General features: G+C 67.1%; 18 protein-coding genes. 15 read left to right on the top strand and 3 right to left on the bottom strand.

Translation table 11 applies throughout. From position 1 onward, the window contains the following. The first annotated feature begins 507 nt into the window (after positions 1 to 507). The 7 genes from NDW01_RS07535 to NDW01_RS07505 all read left to right on the top strand — a co-directional run bounded on the left by NDW01_RS07535 (position 508) and on the right by NDW01_RS07505 (position 4,864). The gene (locus NDW01_RS07535; RefSeq protein WP_252818066.1) at positions 508 to 969 is read left to right on the top strand and encodes a MarR family winged helix-turn-helix transcriptional regulator; all 462 of its coding nucleotides are present in this window, start codon (positions 508 to 510) and stop codon (positions 967 to 969) included. 1 nt (position 970) lies between these two features. Beyond that, the gene (locus NDW01_RS07530) at positions 971 to 1,129 is read left to right on the top strand and encodes a hypothetical protein (protein ID WP_252818064.1); all 159 of its coding nucleotides are present in this window, start codon (positions 971 to 973) and stop codon (positions 1,127 to 1,129) included. 35 nt (positions 1,130 to 1,164) lie between these two features. Beyond that, positions 1,165 to 1,764, top strand: a complete 600-nt coding sequence (locus NDW01_RS07525) for a VC0807 family protein (RefSeq protein WP_252818062.1) — start codon at positions 1,165 to 1,167, stop codon at positions 1,762 to 1,764. A gap of 8 nt (positions 1,765 to 1,772) precedes the next feature. Next, complete coding sequence (locus tag NDW01_RS07520; protein WP_252818059.1) at positions 1,773 to 2,549, top strand: alpha/beta fold hydrolase; 777 nt, start codon at positions 1,773 to 1,775, stop codon at positions 2,547 to 2,549. Positions 2,550 to 2,788: 239 nt separating this feature from the next. Next, positions 2,789 to 3,001, top strand: a complete 213-nt coding sequence (locus NDW01_RS07515) for a hypothetical protein (protein ID WP_252818056.1) — start codon at positions 2,789 to 2,791, stop codon at positions 2,999 to 3,001. 155 nt (positions 3,002 to 3,156) lie between these two features. After that, the gene (locus NDW01_RS07510) at positions 3,157 to 3,510 is read left to right on the top strand and encodes a DUF5959 family protein (protein ID WP_252818054.1); all 354 of its coding nucleotides are present in this window, start codon (positions 3,157 to 3,159) and stop codon (positions 3,508 to 3,510) included. A 472-nt stretch (positions 3,511 to 3,982) separates the two neighbouring features. Then, positions 3,983 to 4,864 carry a WD40 repeat domain-containing protein gene (locus NDW01_RS07505; protein ID WP_252818052.1) on the top strand — a complete coding sequence of 294 codons (882 nt, stop codon included), beginning with the start codon at positions 3,983 to 3,985 and terminating at the stop codon, positions 4,862 to 4,864. 276 nt (positions 4,865 to 5,140) lie between these two features. On the opposite strand, the gene NDW01_RS07500 is transcribed toward NDW01_RS07505, so the two are convergent. Then, the gene (locus NDW01_RS07500) at positions 5,141 to 5,995 is read right to left on the bottom strand and encodes a LysR family transcriptional regulator (protein WP_252818050.1); all 855 of its coding nucleotides are present in this window, start codon (positions 5,993 to 5,995) and stop codon (positions 5,141 to 5,143) included. A gap of 114 nt (positions 5,996 to 6,109) precedes the next feature. On the opposite strand from NDW01_RS07500, the gene NDW01_RS07495 reads away from it, so the two are divergent. Then, positions 6,110 to 7,108: a phosphate/phosphite/phosphonate ABC transporter substrate-binding protein gene (locus NDW01_RS07495; protein WP_252818047.1), complete on the top strand. Its 999-nt coding sequence runs from the start codon at positions 6,110 to 6,112 to the stop codon at positions 7,106 to 7,108. A 92-nt stretch (positions 7,109 to 7,200) separates the two neighbouring features. Here the strand turns inward: NDW01_RS07495 and NDW01_RS07490 are convergent, their stop codons facing one another. Then, positions 7,201 to 7,941 carry an SDR family oxidoreductase gene (locus tag NDW01_RS07490; RefSeq protein WP_252818045.1) on the bottom strand — a complete coding sequence of 247 codons (741 nt, stop codon included), beginning with the start codon at positions 7,939 to 7,941 and terminating at the stop codon, positions 7,201 to 7,203. A gap of 26 nt (positions 7,942 to 7,967) precedes the next feature. On the opposite strand from NDW01_RS07490, the gene NDW01_RS07485 reads away from it, so the two are divergent. The 6 genes from NDW01_RS07485 (at position 7,968) to NDW01_RS07460 (ending at position 13,780) form a co-directional block, all read left to right on the top strand. Beyond that, on the top strand, positions 7,968 to 8,570 hold the full coding sequence (locus NDW01_RS07485; protein ID WP_252818043.1) for a TetR/AcrR family transcriptional regulator: 603 nt from the start codon (positions 7,968 to 7,970) through the stop codon (positions 8,568 to 8,570). Between the two features lie 178 nt (positions 8,571 to 8,748). Next, positions 8,749 to 8,910, top strand: coding sequence for a hypothetical protein (locus NDW01_RS07480; protein ID WP_252818040.1), 162 nt, complete (start codon positions 8,749 to 8,751; stop codon positions 8,908 to 8,910). A gap of 227 nt (positions 8,911 to 9,137) precedes the next feature. After that, positions 9,138 to 10,589, top strand: a complete 1,452-nt coding sequence (locus NDW01_RS07475) for an amidase (protein WP_252818038.1) — start codon at positions 9,138 to 9,140, stop codon at positions 10,587 to 10,589. Between the two features lie 549 nt (positions 10,590 to 11,138). Beyond that, positions 11,139 to 12,008, top strand: coding sequence for an alpha/beta fold hydrolase (locus NDW01_RS07470; protein ID WP_252818036.1), 870 nt, complete (start codon positions 11,139 to 11,141; stop codon positions 12,006 to 12,008). Positions 12,009 to 12,048: 40 nt separating this feature from the next. Then, a complete protein-coding gene (locus NDW01_RS07465; RefSeq protein WP_252818033.1) occupies positions 12,049 to 12,951 on the top strand; it encodes an alpha/beta fold hydrolase in 903 nt (300 codons plus the stop codon). A gap of 322 nt (positions 12,952 to 13,273) precedes the next feature. Further along, entirely contained in the window at positions 13,274 to 13,780 is a 507-nt protein-coding gene (locus NDW01_RS07460) for a ricin-type beta-trefoil lectin domain protein (RefSeq protein WP_252818030.1), read from the top strand. A gap of 148 nt (positions 13,781 to 13,928) precedes the next feature. On the opposite strand, the gene NDW01_RS07455 is transcribed toward NDW01_RS07460, so the two are convergent. After that, positions 13,929 to 14,495 carry a TetR/AcrR family transcriptional regulator gene (locus tag NDW01_RS07455; RefSeq protein WP_252818028.1) on the bottom strand — a complete coding sequence of 189 codons (567 nt, stop codon included), beginning with the start codon at positions 14,493 to 14,495 and terminating at the stop codon, positions 13,929 to 13,931. A gap of 49 nt (positions 14,496 to 14,544) precedes the next feature. On the opposite strand from NDW01_RS07455, the gene NDW01_RS07450 reads away from it, so the two are divergent. After that, complete coding sequence (locus NDW01_RS07450) at positions 14,545 to 15,552, top strand: DMT family transporter (RefSeq protein ID WP_252818025.1); 1,008 nt, start codon at positions 14,545 to 14,547, stop codon at positions 15,550 to 15,552. The last annotated feature ends 128 nt before the right edge of the window (positions 15,553 to 15,680 follow it).

Here is a 15,680-nt window from a genome sequence, read left to right as displayed (position 1 = left end):
ACAGGCGGCTCCCATGTTGACCTGGGCGTCTCTCCCTCGGAGAGGCGCCCAGGGTCGTTCTGGTTCATTTTTGGTCTCATTCGCCGCTGATGAGTCCACGGCCCACTCGGCGGTCGGCATGCGCCGGCCCTTCTAGCGCGGGTGCCAGGGTTGCGCTAAGAGTGTCGCCGGGTCTCCGCTCCGGTGCGCTCTGCGTCCATGTGGTCGCCGGCGCGGCGGCGGTGTTGGCGACGGCGGTGGTCCTGCGGAGCGGCTTGCCACCTGGGGCAGGCTCGCTCGCCTGATTCCTTCGCGCGGCGTAGTGATCCGCCCGTCGCGCCCTCATGCTCGCTGAGCATCCGCTCATGCCGATGAGCGGATAGCGGACGAGCGACGAGGCTGTCACGTGTCCGTCGGGAACAGTCGACATGACGGCATGCGCGCGGCTCGCCTCTGGCCAGGTGCTGCGGCGACGATGTCCTCGACCTATTCTTGGAGATACATCTCTAGAGATGTATTCTTTCGGATATGGATGGTCTGGCGGCGTACCGGCTCGGGCGCGTGTTGATGCGAGTGGGTGAGGCTTCGCTCAAAGGGGGCGATCAGGGACGGGCGCCGGCCGGGGTGGCCGTGATCTTGATGGACGTGGTCGAGCATCCGGACAGCCCGATCGGGGACATCGCGAGCCGGACCGGGTTCCCGCAGGGGCATGTGTCCACCACGGTGGCGCGCCTGCGGGAGCGCGGTCTCGTCGAGACGACACCCGATGCGGCCGACCGGCGCCGCACGCTGGTCCGGGTCGCCGCGGACTTTCGGAAACGGGTCGCGAGGCGCAAGGGCGCGCCGATCGAGGCGGCGCTGACCGAGATCGCGGGTGTGACGGATCCGGAACAGGTCGCCGAGGTGGTCGCCGCGCTGGAGGTGCTGGCCGATCGGCTGCTCCGTAAGCACGCCCCGCGACCGCGACAACCTGCTGCACGGAGGAGCTGACATGATGCGTCTCGGTGCCCGGCTACCTGGGCTGACCATCGCGCTTGGCGTGCTCTTGCTCGCTGTCGGCGTCGCCAGCGGTACCGCGATCCTCGATGCGCTGGGCGCGGTCGGGCTGATCGCGGGTGTCATCGGGGCGCTGAGCCGGGCACGGCGATGAAAACCGTTCCGGGCCCGGCACCGGCCCGGGCAGTGTTGCTGCGCAGGCTTCTGCCGAGCCTGCTGGTCAACGCGGTCGGCGCGTCCGCGGTCTACTTTGGACTCGCCCGCTGGCGGAAAGACGACGTACTGGCGCTGGCTGTCGCGACGGGCATCCCGATCGCCTGGACGCTGGGCCGGTTCGCCGTGCGGCGGACCGTCGATCCAGTCGGGGTACTCGTCGCGGCGGGCTACGGGCTGGCCGTGCTCGTTTCGATCCTGACCAACGGCAGTCCGATCGCGCTCGAACTGCACGAGCCCGCGCTGACCGGTCTACTCGGGCTGGCGTGCCTGCTCTCCGTCGTCGTACGGCGGCCGCTGCACGGCGTACTGCTGCACATATTGACGCGCCGCAATCCCGGCCTGCCGACCACGGCTGACGATCCGGCCCGGCGGCGACTGTCCACTGTGGTCACCGCACTGGTCGGCGGAACCCTGCTCGTGCACGCCGCCACGCTCGTCGTCCTCGCGCTGACCGTATCCCTTGACAACTACATGCTGCTGCGCCATCCGGTCGGGTTGCCCATTCTCGGGCTCGGCGCGGCCGCACTGGCGTGGCACCGGCACGTCCGGCACCAGCCAGGGCAGGCCGAATGACCGCCGGCATGCTGCCTGTGCCCGGGGCACATCTCTACTACGAGACCCGCGGATCGGGACCGCTGCTGCTCCTGATCTCCCCAGGCGGCGGCGACGTCGACAGTTTCCACAGGATCGCCGCGTCGCTGGCCGAGCGGTTCACCGTCGTGACCTACGACCGCCGCGGCTACGCGCGCAGCCCGCTCGACGCCCCGGCGGAGACGCCCCGGATCGAAACCCACGTCGACGACGCCAGTCGGTTACTAGCGGCGCTGACCATGACGCCGGCGCACGTATTCGGTAGCAGCGGCGGCGCGGTGATCGGTCTCGATCTCGCCCTGCGCTACCCCAGGCAGGTGCGGACCCTGGTGGCCCACGAGCCGCCGCTGCGGCAGTTGCTGCCGGAGGGCGAGCGCGGGACGGGGGACATCCGTGAGATCTACCGGCGCGAGGGCACGGCCAGCGCATGGCGGATGTTCGCCGCGCGCATCGGCGTCCCCGAGGCTGCCGGGCCCTTCTCCGGGGACGGTAGCCGGTTCGCGGCGAACGTCGAGTACTTCCTCAAACAGGAGATCGGATCGAGGATGTGGGCACGCCACGACCTCGACATCGCGGCCTTGCGGAACTCGCCGGTCCGTGTCGTCCCGGCCGGTGGCCGGACCGGACGCGAGTACGTCGGCCACCGCTGCGCAGTGGCGCTGGCGCGGCACCTGGACACCGACCTCATCGAGTTTCCCGGTCACCACGCCGGATTCCACACCCACCCGGCCGAGTTCGCCCACACCCTCAGCCAGGTACTCACCTGACCGGCGGCCTCCTCACCGGCCGCTGACACGACGACATCCCCGCGTTCAACGAGAAACTCGCCCGTCTGACCGCCTCGCTCGCTGTACCGCAGCGTCAGCCGGCGGAGGATCACAACGCGCGTTCATGCCGCGTGTGGTCGTTCTGGTCTTGCGCCTGATGCGGGCGCGGCGTCGCAGGTATGACTTCGTTCGATGAGCTTCCGCGAGCGACGCCTGGTGCCGGGACCGCCGGTGGGAACGTGCGGCGGTTGGCGACGCTCGCCTACCTGGCGCGGTACAAGGGTGACTCCCGCATGCACGCCGAGTCGGACCTGCGGATCTACCTGGCCTGGTGCGCCGAACGGCACCTGGAACCCTTGGCGGTGCGGCGCGCGCATGTGGAGATGTACGTGCGGTGGCTGCGGGAGATCCACCGGTTCAGCGATGTGCACGCCAACCCTGTCTGCTGCTAGGAGCTGTCCATTTCGGTCACCTTTGGCGAAGAGGTCCCGGTAAAGCTTCGTTGATGGTCGCGCCCGGCGGATTCGAGAGGTACAGGATGTCTGAACTATTCGATCTTGTCAGCCTACGGTCAACGTGGGCTGCCACTCCGACCATCGTGGTGAGAGTGAACCCCACCAACCTCGAAGGCGAGATTGTCGTCGACACGGAATTCGTGAAGGGCAGCCAGAAGATCTGGCTCCACCCGGACGACATCGAAGAGTGGGGGGAGGTTCTCGAAGCTCTCGACGGCGAGGAGATCGGCTGCTGGATGGAGGCTGCCAGCAGGACTGTGCTCACCATTGAGTGGGACGAAGAGCACGACGACGGTTACATCTGGGTCACGATCAAGGACAGAGTGGGCGGTTGCTTGCCAACGTTGCGGGTGCGAGTGGAACCGGACCAGTACTGGCTAGACGACCAGTTCGATCGGCTAGCGAGGTTTCGTGAGGTCAGTCCCAAGCTCAGCGGCGCTCAATGAACTGCCGTCGACGAAACGATCGCAAGCTGCCTACCGAACCAGCGTGGCAATCGGCTGTTCAACCCCTTGCAACACGAGGCAGCCGCACCGGTTGAGCGAGCCCGAAGCGGGGGTCTCGCGACCCCCAGCCCCCGCGAGCCGGAGCACTCGCCCGCGCGAAACCGTCTGTCACACCGTCTCGCCGTTCGCGCGGGCGAGCACTCCGGACCGGTGCTTCTGCTGCGGTAGAGCAGGGGCTGTCGGCGTACGGGTTTTCGTGCAGAGCCAGGCACGGACGAACGTGCAGAGGTGACCAAGGAGTTCGGCGGTCTGGAGTTAGGACGCTGTTCACGGCTGTCCTTGATGAAACGCCCTTCGAGCGATGCCTACAATCGTCCACCTGCCGATCATTCGGGACGTGATGTCGCAAGAGGGACGGGACCGAACCGGTACACGCGTCATCCCGATATCCAGGGGTGGAACGCCGTGGCCGATGCTGCTCACGCTGTCGCCTCGCGGCCGGTTGTTGCTGGTGGCGAGTCTGCGTGACGACACGATCGCCTGCTGGGAGGTTGAGTCGGGCGCAGAACTGTGGCGGGTCCCCGACGATTCCTACAGCTTCAGCCTCACGGCGGTGTGTCTGCCGGAGGGCCGGATGCTGGTGGCTTCGGGCGGAGAGGACGGGGTCTGCCGGTGGGACGCGCTGACCGGTGAAGCGCTACCAGGCCACCTGTGCCCGGGCACCAACGTCTGGTCGGTGGCGTCCGGGACCGTACCCGATGGAAGATCGATATTGGTCGCCGCCGGCCAGGACCAGGTCGACCGCTGGGACGTCGTGACCGGTGAACCGGTGGGGGCGCCGCTGCGCGGTCACGGCATCTCCGTCAAGTCCATCGACGTCATCGCCCTCCCCGATGGGTCGACCATGATCGCTTCTGGTGGAGAGGACGCCGCGATCCGCCGTTGGGACGCGGTCAGTGGAGCGCCGCTCGGGACGCCGCTGGACGATCATGAGGGGCAGGTCTCCGAACTGGCCTCGGCAGCACTGCCGGACGGGCGAATCCTGCTCGCCGGCGCCGACTCTGACGGTGTCATCCGCGGCTGGGATGCGATCACCGGGGAACCGATCGGTCACCCTACCCCCACCGGCTCCTCGGTCCATGATTTGATCGCGATCACCGCAGCGGAAGGACGCCCCTGTCTCCTCGCCGCTGGCGAAGACAAGGTCATCCGCCGGATCGACCCGCTGACCGGCGGCTTGATCGGTGACCCGATCCCCGGGTTGGCCGTCGCAGCCGCCTACGACCTCGACGGCACCGCGATGATCGCCATTAGCACGTACAGCGGGGACGTCACCGTGCGGCCCTTGCGCTGACCGCCCCCAGGCGGCGAGTCAAAGCCGGGTCCCATCTCGCTTGTGCACTGGACAGTGGTGGACGTGCTGAGTAACGAATAGGTCGTCGGTTCGATCCGACAGGCGGCTCCCACGTTGACCTGGGCGTCTCTCCCCTTGGAGAGGCACCCAGGGTCGTTTTGTTTCATTCTGCGTAGTGATCCGCCGACCGCTCTCATGCTCGCCCTGAGTACGCTCTCGCCGGCGAGCGGATGGCGGGCTGCTGGGGCGGGTGGGGTCAGTGCGGCCGTCTCCCGTTCAGGGACTCCAGGCGTTGTCGGCCACGTCGACGAAGCTGCGGACCAACGAGCTCCGCCCTGTCTTCGGCCATGCCACGACGAGATCGCTCGGCGGGCGATCGGCGAACGGGATTGCGATGAGGCCGGCGGGCAGTGGTTGGTCGATCGGGGCGAGCGCCGAGGTGCCGTTCCACAGGACCATTTGCAGGCACTCCTGGATCGTTCGCATGACCGGCGATGGGCCGTCGTGCGTGCCGCCGGCCCAGTAGGCGGTCCATATCGGATCGGTGCCGTCCGGGAGCCGGACCCACCGACGGCCGGCCAGGTCAGCCGAAGACACCGAAGCACGACCCGCCAATCGGTCATCGTCACGCATCACCACGCCGACGGGAACCGAACGCAGGACGCGCACGCTGATCCCGGTCTCGTCGAAGGGGGTTCGGGTCAGCGCCACGTCGACCAGCCCGGCGCGGAGCCCGGCCGTCGGCTCGCCGAGGTCCGCTTCGTGGATGGTGACATTCACGTGCGGATGACGTGCCCGGAAGAGCGGGACCAACCGGCCGCCGACCTGTTCGGCCGTATCCGCCAGCGTCCCGACGGTGAGGGTCGCTGCCCCCGCCGCGATGGTCACACGGCCGCGGATCCGGTCGGCTTGCCGCAGCAGTGCACTCGCTTCGTCGTACAACGCGGTTCCGGCGGGCGTGAGAGTGACTCCCTTCGCGGTGCGCTCGAACAGGGCGGCGCCGAGTTCGTCTTCGAGGTGGCGGATCGCCCGGCTCAGCGGCGGCTGGGTCATGTGCAGGCGGCTCGCCGCCCGGCCGACGTGGCGCTCTTCGGCTACGGCGATGAAGTACCGCAGCGCGCGAAGGTCCACCCCGGCACGATACCCGTGCGGTATCGGATGTGCCGAGATGGTCTTGGACAGCCGGTCCGCGACGGCCCAACGATGGGAAACGATGAGGACCAGAGCGGACGAGGAGTGAGACCCATGACCGACCCCGCAGTGACGATCGGGTGCTTCCGATACGACACGACGCGGCGGCTGTTCGACGGGAGCATCACCGTCGGCGGAATGGACGTCGCGATGGAGACCGGGGCCACCCTGCCGGAGATCTTCGACCGGCTGATCCGCGGAAACGAGTTCGACGTCGGCGAACTCGGGCTCACGTTCTATCTGCGGCTACTGGAGACCGGTCTGCCGTTCGTCGCGTTGCCGATCTTCCCGAACCGGGTATTCCGGCACTCGTGCATCTTCGTGAACACCCATAGCGGAATCGTCGAACCGGGTGATCTCGCGGGCAAGACCATCGGTGAGTTCGGCACCTACGGCCAGGACTCCGGCGTGTGGGCCAAAGGGATCCTGATGGACGAGTACGGGTTCAAACCCGAAGACAGCCGTTGGGTGATCGGTGGCCTGGAGCACCCCGCGGCCCCCTTCGACTTCATCCCCCATCCGCACCCCGCCGACGTCGACGTGACCGTCGCGCCGGAGGGAAAGACACTGAACGCGATGCTCGACACTGGCGAGATCGACGCCCTGTTCTCGGCGAACGTCCCGCAGTGCGTGCTCGACGGGTCCCCGAACGTCGCCCGGTTGTTCCCCGACTTCGAGCCGCTGGAGCGTGACTACCACCGACGAACCGGGATCTTCCCGATCATGCACACCATCGTCGCCCGGCGAGATCTCCTCCGAGATCGTCCTGACCTCGCACACGACCTCTACCGCGCCTTCTCCGGCGCGAAGGACGCCGCTGCCGACCGCTACCGCCGCAACCGCAGGCTCTACCAGGTACCGAGCATGGTGCCGTGGATGAACGCCCTGGTCGAACGCAACAACGAACAGTTCCCTGAGGACTGGTGGCCTTATGGCATCGCGGCCAACCGCGCCACCCTCGACACCTACCTGCGCTACCACCACGAGCAGGGCCTCTCCTCTCGGCAGTGGAAGATCGAGGACGTCTTCACCCCGGAGCTGCTCAACACCTGATATCGAGTTGGGCATCCAGACCCCAGACGCTCTGATCGCGGACACCGTTGAGGTCCAGCGCGCGGTTCGTAGCCAGGCGGTAGCGCCGACAGTCAGCCCTGGCGAGTCGGTCGAATGGTCAGGTCCCCGATTTCGACGTCGTCGGGTTGGTCGATGGCGAATGCGATCGCCCGAGCCACCGCCGTGGGGTCGATACCGAGATCGGCCATGTTCCGCCTGGCCTGCTCGAGCACGGCGGGATCGTCGACGGCGTTGTCGATGAGCTCGGTGCGGACGTACCCCGGGGAGATCGACGTCGTCCGCAGAACCCCGTCGGTGCTCTCCTGCCGCAGGCCCTCCAGGAGGGTGCGTACCGCGTTCTTCGTCCCGGCGTACACCGCCTGAGTGGGGACGATCTTCAGGCCGGAGGTCGAGACGACGGTGACGAGGTGACCACTGCCCTGACGGCGGAACACCGGCAGGGCTGCGGCGATCCCGTGCAGGATCCCCTTGACGTTCACGTCGACCATCGCGGACCAGCCCTCGACGTCCAGGTCGGCGATGGAGCTGATCCTGCTGATCCCGGCGTTGCCCACCAAGACGTCCAGACGGCCGAAGCGCTCGACGGCGAGGGTGACGAGCGACTGGAGGTCGTCGGGATCGGTGACGTCCACGCGCGTGGCGGCCGCCTCGCCGCCGGCGGCTTCGATCTCGGCGACCAGCCGGTCCAGCCGGTCGGTGCGGCGGGCGCCGAGGACGACGGTCGCACCGAGTGAGGCGAGGTGGCGAGCCGTTGCTTCACCGATTCCGCTGCTTGCGCCGGTGATGGCGACGACCTTGCTGTGGATGGTCATGAGGATCCTCCGCCTAGAATGGACACATGTCCGGTTACATCGATGACCATAGCGGACATGTGTCCGCTTCTGTCAAGAGCGGCGGAACGCGACGTGCCGACGCACAGCGCAACCGCGAACGGATCCTTCAAGCGGCGCGCGATCTCGTGCACGAGCCGGGAGAGCTGAAGCTCAACGCGGTCGCGAAGGCCTGCGGCATCGGGCAGGGCACGTTGTATCGGCACTTCCCCACACGTGAGGACCTCCTTGTCGAGGTGTACCGGCATGAGGTGGAGGATCTGGTCGCCGCGGCTCCGCGTCTGCTGGAGACTCACCAGCCGCTGGATGCGTTGGCGGCGTGGTTCGACCGGGTGGCCGCCTACGCGCGGGTCAAGCGCGACGTCTTCGCCGCCGTCGAGGCGGCGACGTGGCGTGACCTCGCTGCCCACAGCCTCGGCCCGATCGGTGAGGCGGTGGAACTGCTGCTGGCTGCCGGTCGCTCGGTCGGCAGCGTCCGCGCCGATGCCGAAGCCCGCGACGTCATCGTGCTCATCAGCTGGTTGTCACGGCTGGACGATGCCGAACTCGACGCACGAGGGGCGCGGCTCCTGTCGATCCTCGTCGACGGTCTCCGCGCACACCGCCCTTGAGGCGAAGGTGCCGTGGGCGCGCTCATGATGCCGTACGCGCGGGGCGCGGTTCGATCCGTCATCGGAGGGCGGCTGATCGAACACCTCAGGCGCCAAGCCGTTGTGGCGGTCTGAGAGTCGGCGGACCCTGAGATCGGGAGCGACGCGTCCCCTTGGGCGCGAGGAGTACGCCACCTACGTGTCCGACCTCGAGGAGCCCGAAGGACGGTGCCATGCCGAGACGGTGGAAGTCATCGCCGCCGATTTCGCTGAGCTGCACCGCCATGGCCTGTCCGATACTGACATCTTCCAGGTGGTGCTGACGGCCGCCGTCCGGTGCTCTTCAGCACTGGCTCGATGACGAGATGACCGATGCCGATCGGCGGTGGGTCGCGACTCACCATGCGGGCAGAGCGTTACTGCACCGAATCGACCCGCATGCCGGCCTTACCGAGTCGGACTTCTCACTGATCCGCCAGTGGCTCGCCGCATGATGGCACGGCACCGGACCAGTTCACTCACATGCCGCGATGAGTTGCGCGAAGAAAAATTTCATGGCCTTTTCAAAAGGTCGTTACGGTCGAATTCATGGAGTGGAACTTTCAGACGGCAGAAGAGCTCACGGCTGCCTTGCGCGCCGGTGAAGTGACCTCGGCGGAGCTGACCGACGAGGCGATCGCCCGTATCGAGAGGGAGGACGAGGCGATCAACGCGATCTGTGTGCCGGACTTCGACCGGGCGCGGGCCGCCGCGCGCGATGCCGACCAGGCGCGCGCCCGCGGTGAGGCCCGGCCGCTGCTCGGTATCCCGGTGACGGTCAAGGAGTCCTACGACATGGCCGGGCTGCCCACGACCTGGGGCATGCCGCAGCACCGGGACTATGTGCCGGCCGAGGACGCGGTCCAGGTGTCACGGCTCAAGGCCGCCGGGGCGGTGGTGCTCGGTAAGACCAATGTGCCCCTGGGGCTGCAGGATCTGCAGAGCTTCAACGCGATCTATGGCACCACCAACAACCCGTGGGATCGCGATCGTACGTCGGGTGGGTCCTCCGGCGGATCGGCGGCGGCCCTGGCGTCCGGGTTCGGCGCGTTGTCCATCGGCTCCGATATCGGCGGCTCGTTGCGCACCCCCGCGCATTTCTGCGGTGTCTACGCGCACAAGCCGACGCTCGGGCTGGTGGCGAATCGCGGTATGGTCCCGCCGACCGGGCGGGCATTGCCGGTCGACCTCGATCTCGCCGTCGTCGGTCCGATGGCGCGCAGCGCCCGCGACCTCACGGTCCTGCTCGACGTCATGGCCGGACCGGACCCGCTGACGCTCGGCGTGGCGTACGAGCTGACGCTGCCGCCCGCGCGCCACGAGCGGCTCAGCGATTTTCGGGTCCTGCTCCTCGACGAGCATCCGTGCATTCCGACCGGGTCGGCTGTGCGGGCGGGCGTGAACCGGGTGGCCGACGCGCTTGCCGACGGCGGTGCCCGCGTCGAACGGCGCAGTCCGCTGCTGCCCGATCTGGCCGAAGCCGCGGTGCTCTACACGCACTTGCTGTTCTCGGGCTCGGTTGCGCGCTTTCCCGTCGAAGCGTACGAGCAGCTGCGGGCCCGCGCCGCCGGACTGAGCGCGGACGACCAGAGCCTCGACGCGGCGCGGCTGCGCGGGATGGTGTTCAGCCACCGCGACTGGATGGAGGCGGACAACCGTCGCGAGCTCCACCGTCACGGCTGGCGGCGGCTCTTCGCCGAGTTCGATGCCGTGGTGTGTCCGATCACGCCCACTCCCGCGTTCCCGCACGACCACGATCCCGATCTGTTGGGACGCCGGATCGACATCGACGGCGTCGAGTACCCCTTCTTCGACCAGCTCGTCTGGGCCGGCCTGGCCACCATGCCCGGCCTGCCCGCCACCGCCATACCAGCGGGCCGGTCCCCTGAGGGCCTGCCGGTGGGAGTGCAGCTCATCGGTCCGATGTTCGAGGACCGCACCCCGCTGCGGCTGGCCGAACTGCTCGAGCAGAAGATCGGCGGCTTTCAGCGACCGAACTAGGGGGCACTATCCGGTGTCCGTCGAGGACGACGTGCGGATCACGACCAGAGTCGCCGAATGCGCGCAGTCGATGCCCCCGAACGCCTGAGCCAGAAGGGATCAGCCCGAGTTGAGCAGACGGTGCCCCGCCCCACCGGTCACTCCACGACGCCGTCAGCGCATCAAGCCGCTCCTGATCCGAAGCTCGCTCCAGGCATCCACGGACGCTCGCAGCCTATCTGCCAGGGCGTACCGCACCCCGCCCGATCATCGTCTGTAGCCGTCTACGTCTTCAAGGGCGCCCCGCCGTGCGGGCCGCCGGGCGACCACTCGGCCCTCGGGCCGGGCGCGCGGCTGGTTGTGGCAGGGCCTTCGTCATGTCGAGGCCAGTGAACTGGATCGCAGGACCGCGTAGAGCGGCGGAGGCCCGAGAAGATCTGCGGCGATTTGGTGGACTTGCCGGTTCCTGCGGGATCTGGACGGGGGAGGCCAATGGTGCCCCGGCGACTCTTTCCTAGCGATCACCACCACACAGAGCCGATACGGCTGTAGGAGTTCGGAGGTCGGAGCATGCCGTTCTCGAAGCCGACGAATGGTTTCCGCCTGCACTACCTGCGATCTGGAGAAGGCCGGCCGGTAGTCCTCGTACACGGCAATCCGGGCGACAACAAGGAGTACTCCAAGCTGCTGCCCCTGCTGACCCCCTCCGCTGACGTGGTCGTCCCCGATCTGAGAGGCTACGGCAAGTCGGACAAACACCTGGAGGACGTGGGCAACGCCTACGCCTTGTCCGGGCAGGTGGACGGCGTCATCGCTCTGATCGACGAACTCGGCATCAGCAACGCGGTCTTGTGCGGATACGACGTGGGCAGCTTCACCGTCCAGACGATCGCGGTGAAGCGACCCGATCTCGCTAGATCTCTGGTGATCGCGCCACCGACGATGGGGGTCGGCCGGCGGATTCTGGAGGAGGAGGCGGTCAACGCCTTCCTCCACGCGATCCTCTACAAGACGACGCTGGTGGAGGATCTCATCGACGGCAAGCCGGATGCCGTCCGCGCCGCGTTGAAGGAGAACCTGCAGAACTGGTCGGCTCCAGGCTCCCACGTCGTGGACGAACTGCTGGACCATCTGACCGAGAACCACTCTGCCCCGGGTGCTTTCGTGGCCGGCGTCATGTGGTTCCGCTTCCCGGAGGGGAACCCCATCACCTATTACGCCAACGAGAAAAAGCCGGATCCCGCTGACAGGTTCTCTAAGCCCATCACCATCCTCTGGCCCGACAAGGATCCGCTCTTTCCGCCGGAATGGAGCGATACGCTGTCCGACTTCTACAGTGACTACACACTCCATTTCATGAAGAACGTCGGGCATTTCAGCCCGCTGGAAGCACCTGATGTCTGGGCCGATCACATCCTGGAGCGTGTGCGCGAGGCGTAGCCGGCATCTGGGCGGCCGGTTCTTGGTAGGAGGTGCGGCAATGCAGGAACTCCATCACGACATGTTCGAGGGGGAGGGTGTCCGAATCCACTACGTGACCGCGGGCACACCGCCGGGCAATGGTGGGGATGGTCGAACGATCATGTTGTTGCATGGTTGGCCCCAAACCTGGTGGGAATGGCGTCTCATCATGGAGCCCCTTCGTTCCGATGGCTGGTTCGTCGTGGCTCCTGATTATCGAGGGGCCGGCGGGTCGTCGAAGCCCGAGGGCGGCTACGACAAGCAGACGATGGCAGGCGATCTCAGGGCGTTGCTCGATCATCTCGGGGTGGAGAACCCGATCACCCTTGTCGGTCACGACCTCGGGATGCTGGTCGCCTATGCGTTCGCTTCCCTCTACCCGGAAGACGTCGAGCGTCTCGTGCTCATGGAGGCGCCGATTCCGGGCACAGAAGCATTCCAGAGTGTGGCGACGACCAGGTTCAGTAAGGCCAGGCTTTGGCATTTTCACTTCCACGGCGCACCGGACAACGTCGCCGAGACGCTCATCGCCGGCAGCGAGTTTCCGTATCTGCGATCTTTCTATGTCAAGTTGAGTGCGAACCCCGATGCGATTTCGCTGTCGGACGCGGAGCGATATGTGGCCGACTACACGGCTCCCGGAGCCATGCGAGCGGGCCTCGAGCTCTTTCGGGCTTTCGAGAAGGACGCAGATGACAATCGGCGCATCCTGTCAGAGAAGGGCAAGCTCAAGATGCCCGTGCTCGGGCTCGGCGGGACCGCGAGCTTCTATCTGCCGATGGCCGAGGAGATGCTCTCGGAGGTCGCAGAAACCGTTACTGTCCGACCGATCGAGAATTCGGGCCATTGGATCGCTGAGGAACAGCCGGAAACGCTCCTACGGCGCCTGCGTGATTTCGTTCAGGCGACCGGCGGGGAGTGATCCGACAGATTCCGTAGTCCGCGTGTGAAGTATTCCACTCGCTGTACTGGGGTCGGTTCGCTCCTCGCGCCACCAGGCGTAGTGATCCGCCGGCCGCTCTCACGCTCGTCCTGAACGTGCGCTCGTGCCGACGAGCGGGTGTCGGGTGCTCACCTGTCCGCCCGGCTTCAGGCTACGAGTCGCTCGCCGACCCTTTTTGTCTCCGCACGTTCCCGCGCTGACCTGCCGCGCGGGCGACTGTGATGCACGTCACATTCTGGGTTCGTTACGTTCGGGGCCCGCTCGGACTCTTTGATGTGACAGCACGACGAGCGGAGAAAGCATGATCTCATTCAAGCGCGCGAGTGTTGGTTCCTTGACGCGCAAACTCGCAGCAGCGCTTTGCGCCATCGGCGCCATCGCCGGCCTGAGCGTGCAAGGTGCGGGAACGGCCAACGCGTCCGTCACTTATATGCGCAATCTGAACTACTGCGCGACTCCCCAGGGCGATGGCACCGCCAACGGCACCGTCATCACGGTGTGGTCGTGTACCGGGGCGCCCAGCCAGGTCTGGACCGACCTCGGCGACGGACGGATCTACAACCCTCATAGTGGCAAGTGCCTTACGGCAAAGGGCGACGCGTACGCCACCCCCGGCACCGTCCTGACCCTGTGGACGTGTGCCACTTCTGCCGCCTCTCAGACGTACTCCATCTACGTCAACAACATCACCTCGGTCGGCGGCCTGATGATCACCAACCGTGGTGACAGCTTCGCCCTCGGAACGTATCTGACGCTGTGGAACGCGAACTACCCTCCGGCGCCGTCGCAGGAGTGGAGCATCTACTGACGACCATCCGGCCCCTTCCGATCTTCGGAAGGGGCCTTGTGCCGGCGCTGGCGATATCCGCTCACCGAGGCCGGTCGTCAATCACGGAGCGGTCCTTCTGGCCGCACCACTCGTCACCGGTGGGGAGCTCGTGACGAGGCGGGCCGCATCACTTGAGGAGGGCGGAGGCGGCGACGGCCGCGCTGGTGAAGGCGTCCTCGATGGCGTGCATGCCGGCGGTCACGACGGCTCCTTCGTGGAGCAGCATGATGTGCTCGCCGGCCTGTCGAGGATCGGCGACGCCGGCTGCGGTGGCCAGATCGGTGAACAGGGCCAGCATCCTGCGCTTCTGTCCCACGATCACGGAGTACGCCGGATGCGCGGGGTCGCTGATCTCGGCGTGTGCGTTGATCATGCTGCATCCTTTCCGCCCTCGTTCCTGCGCCCATGCTGCCGAGGCGCTGAAGACGGCGGCGATCTGGCCGCGCGGCGACGGGTCGGCCTGGGCCAGGTGGGCGTCGAGGAAGCCGCGCCATTGGTTGTCGCGCTCCGTCAGGTACTCCACGACCAGGCGGTCCTTGGAACCGAACCGGTCGTACAGCGTCTTCTTGGTGACTCCGGCGCGTTTGGCGATGACATCGACTCCGACGGCGTGGATGCCGTGCTCGTAGAAGAGCTCGGAGGCGGCCTTGAGTACCGCGTGCGCCTTGGGAGTCCAGTCGATGGCCTCGCTCATGGGATCCAGGATACGGCCCTCGGTATACCGACCTGTATAGTCACAGGGCATGGGTATACAGATCGGTATACCGAGCGGACCGCGGGCCTGGTCGACGGGCGTCCTCGCGGCCTTGTTCGTCCTGTGCTGGTCCTCGGGGTTCGTCGGCGCGAAGCTCGGCGCGGCCGAAGCTCCGGTCACCACGATCCTGATGTGGCGGTTCGTGCCACTGGCGGTGGTTCTTCTCCTCGCGACCGTGCTGACACGACTCAGAGGAGGGTCTCCACTGCCCTCGGGCCGCGACACGGCACGCCATGTGCTCATCGGCCTTCTCTCACAGTCCGGTTACCTGCTCACCGTCTACTGGGCCATCGCTCTCGGAGTGAGTACGGGCACCACGGCTCTCATCGACGGAGTGCAGCCACTCGTCGCAGCCGCGTTCGTAGGTCCGCTGCTCGGCGTGGCCGTGGCGGGCCGTCAGTGGGCGGGGCTGGTGCTCGGGCTCGTCGGGGCGGTGCTGGTCACCTGGGCCGACGCCGCCCTGCCCGCTGCTCAGGCTCCCCGGTGGGCCTATCTGATCCCCTTCGCCGGGATGCTCAGCCTCATCGCGTCCACGATCCTCGAACGCCGCGCCGACGTACTCACTCCACCCTTGCAGGCGTTGGCGATCCACTGCACCACCTCGGCCATCGTGTTCACCGTCCTCGCCGTCGCCACGGGGACCGCCACCCCGCCTTCCTCGCCCCTGTTCTGGACCGCCATGGTGTGGCTGATCCTGCTTGCGACCTTCGGCGGCTACGGCCTCTACTGGCTCCTGGTCCGGCGCATCGGTGTCACTCCGGTCAACGGCCTGATGTTCTTCATCGCCCCCGTCACCTCCGTCTGGGGCGCCGTGATGTTCGGGGAGCCCCTCACCCTCGTCACCGCGGCCGGGCTCGTGCTCGCGCTCGTCGCGGCACTGATCGCCGGCAGCGCACCACGCCTCGCGTCGGACCGGAACGCACCGGAGGCTCCGCCGGACGCACCGAAGCCGTGTCCACGACGGCGCCCGGCCGTCCGGCGACGAGGTCCAGGCTGAGAGGCCGTGGACGCACTCTCCCGCCGCGATGGGCGTTCTCGTGATCCGGCCCGGCGTGTTCTCGGCGGCTCAGGTACGCCCTGTGGATCGTCTCTTCCGGTGAGGGGCGGACGGCCGTTAGTGTTCTT

It is taken from the genome of Actinoallomurus soli, assembly GCF_024055715.1.
GTDB classification, from domain to species: domain Bacteria; phylum Actinomycetota; class Actinomycetes; order Streptosporangiales; family Streptosporangiaceae; genus Actinoallomurus; species Actinoallomurus soli.
Note: the sequence above shows the minus strand (reverse complement) of the source record. Positions and strands in the feature narration are given on the sequence as shown.

What these genes read in the sequence shown, in the direction of transcription:
- NDW01_RS07535 (WP_252818066.1), top strand. Translation starts at nt 508, where the DNA reads ATGGATGGTCTGGCGGCGTACCGGCTCGGGCGCGTGTTGATGCGAGTG.
- NDW01_RS07530 (WP_252818064.1), top strand. Translation starts at nt 971, where the DNA reads ATGATGCGTCTCGGTGCCCGGCTACCTGGGCTGACCATCGCGCTTGGC.
- NDW01_RS07520 (WP_252818059.1), top strand. Translation starts at nt 1,773, where the DNA reads ATGCTGCCTGTGCCCGGGGCACATCTCTACTACGAGACCCGCGGATCG.
- NDW01_RS07505 (WP_252818052.1), top strand. Translation starts at nt 3,983, where the DNA reads ATGCTGCTCACGCTGTCGCCTCGCGGCCGGTTGTTGCTGGTGGCGAGT.
- NDW01_RS07495 (WP_252818047.1), top strand. Translation starts at nt 6,110, where the DNA reads ATGACCGACCCCGCAGTGACGATCGGGTGCTTCCGATACGACACGACG.
- NDW01_RS07490 (WP_252818045.1), bottom strand. Translation starts at nt 7,941, where the DNA reads ATGACCATCCACAGCAAGGTCGTCGCCATCACCGGCGCAAGCAGCGGA.
- NDW01_RS07485 (WP_252818043.1), top strand. Translation starts at nt 7,968, where the DNA reads ATGTCCGGTTACATCGATGACCATAGCGGACATGTGTCCGCTTCTGTC.
- NDW01_RS07475 (WP_252818038.1), top strand. Translation starts at nt 9,138, where the DNA reads ATGGAGTGGAACTTTCAGACGGCAGAAGAGCTCACGGCTGCCTTGCGC.
- NDW01_RS07470 (WP_252818036.1), top strand. Translation starts at nt 11,139, where the DNA reads ATGCCGTTCTCGAAGCCGACGAATGGTTTCCGCCTGCACTACCTGCGA.
- NDW01_RS07465 (WP_252818033.1), top strand. Translation starts at nt 12,049, where the DNA reads ATGCAGGAACTCCATCACGACATGTTCGAGGGGGAGGGTGTCCGAATC.
- NDW01_RS07460 (WP_252818030.1), top strand. Translation starts at nt 13,274, where the DNA reads ATGATCTCATTCAAGCGCGCGAGTGTTGGTTCCTTGACGCGCAAACTC.
- NDW01_RS07455 (WP_252818028.1), bottom strand. Translation starts at nt 14,495, where the DNA reads ATGAGCGAGGCCATCGACTGGACTCCCAAGGCGCACGCGGTACTCAAG.
- NDW01_RS07450 (WP_252818025.1), top strand. Translation starts at nt 14,545, where the DNA reads ATGGGTATACAGATCGGTATACCGAGCGGACCGCGGGCCTGGTCGACG.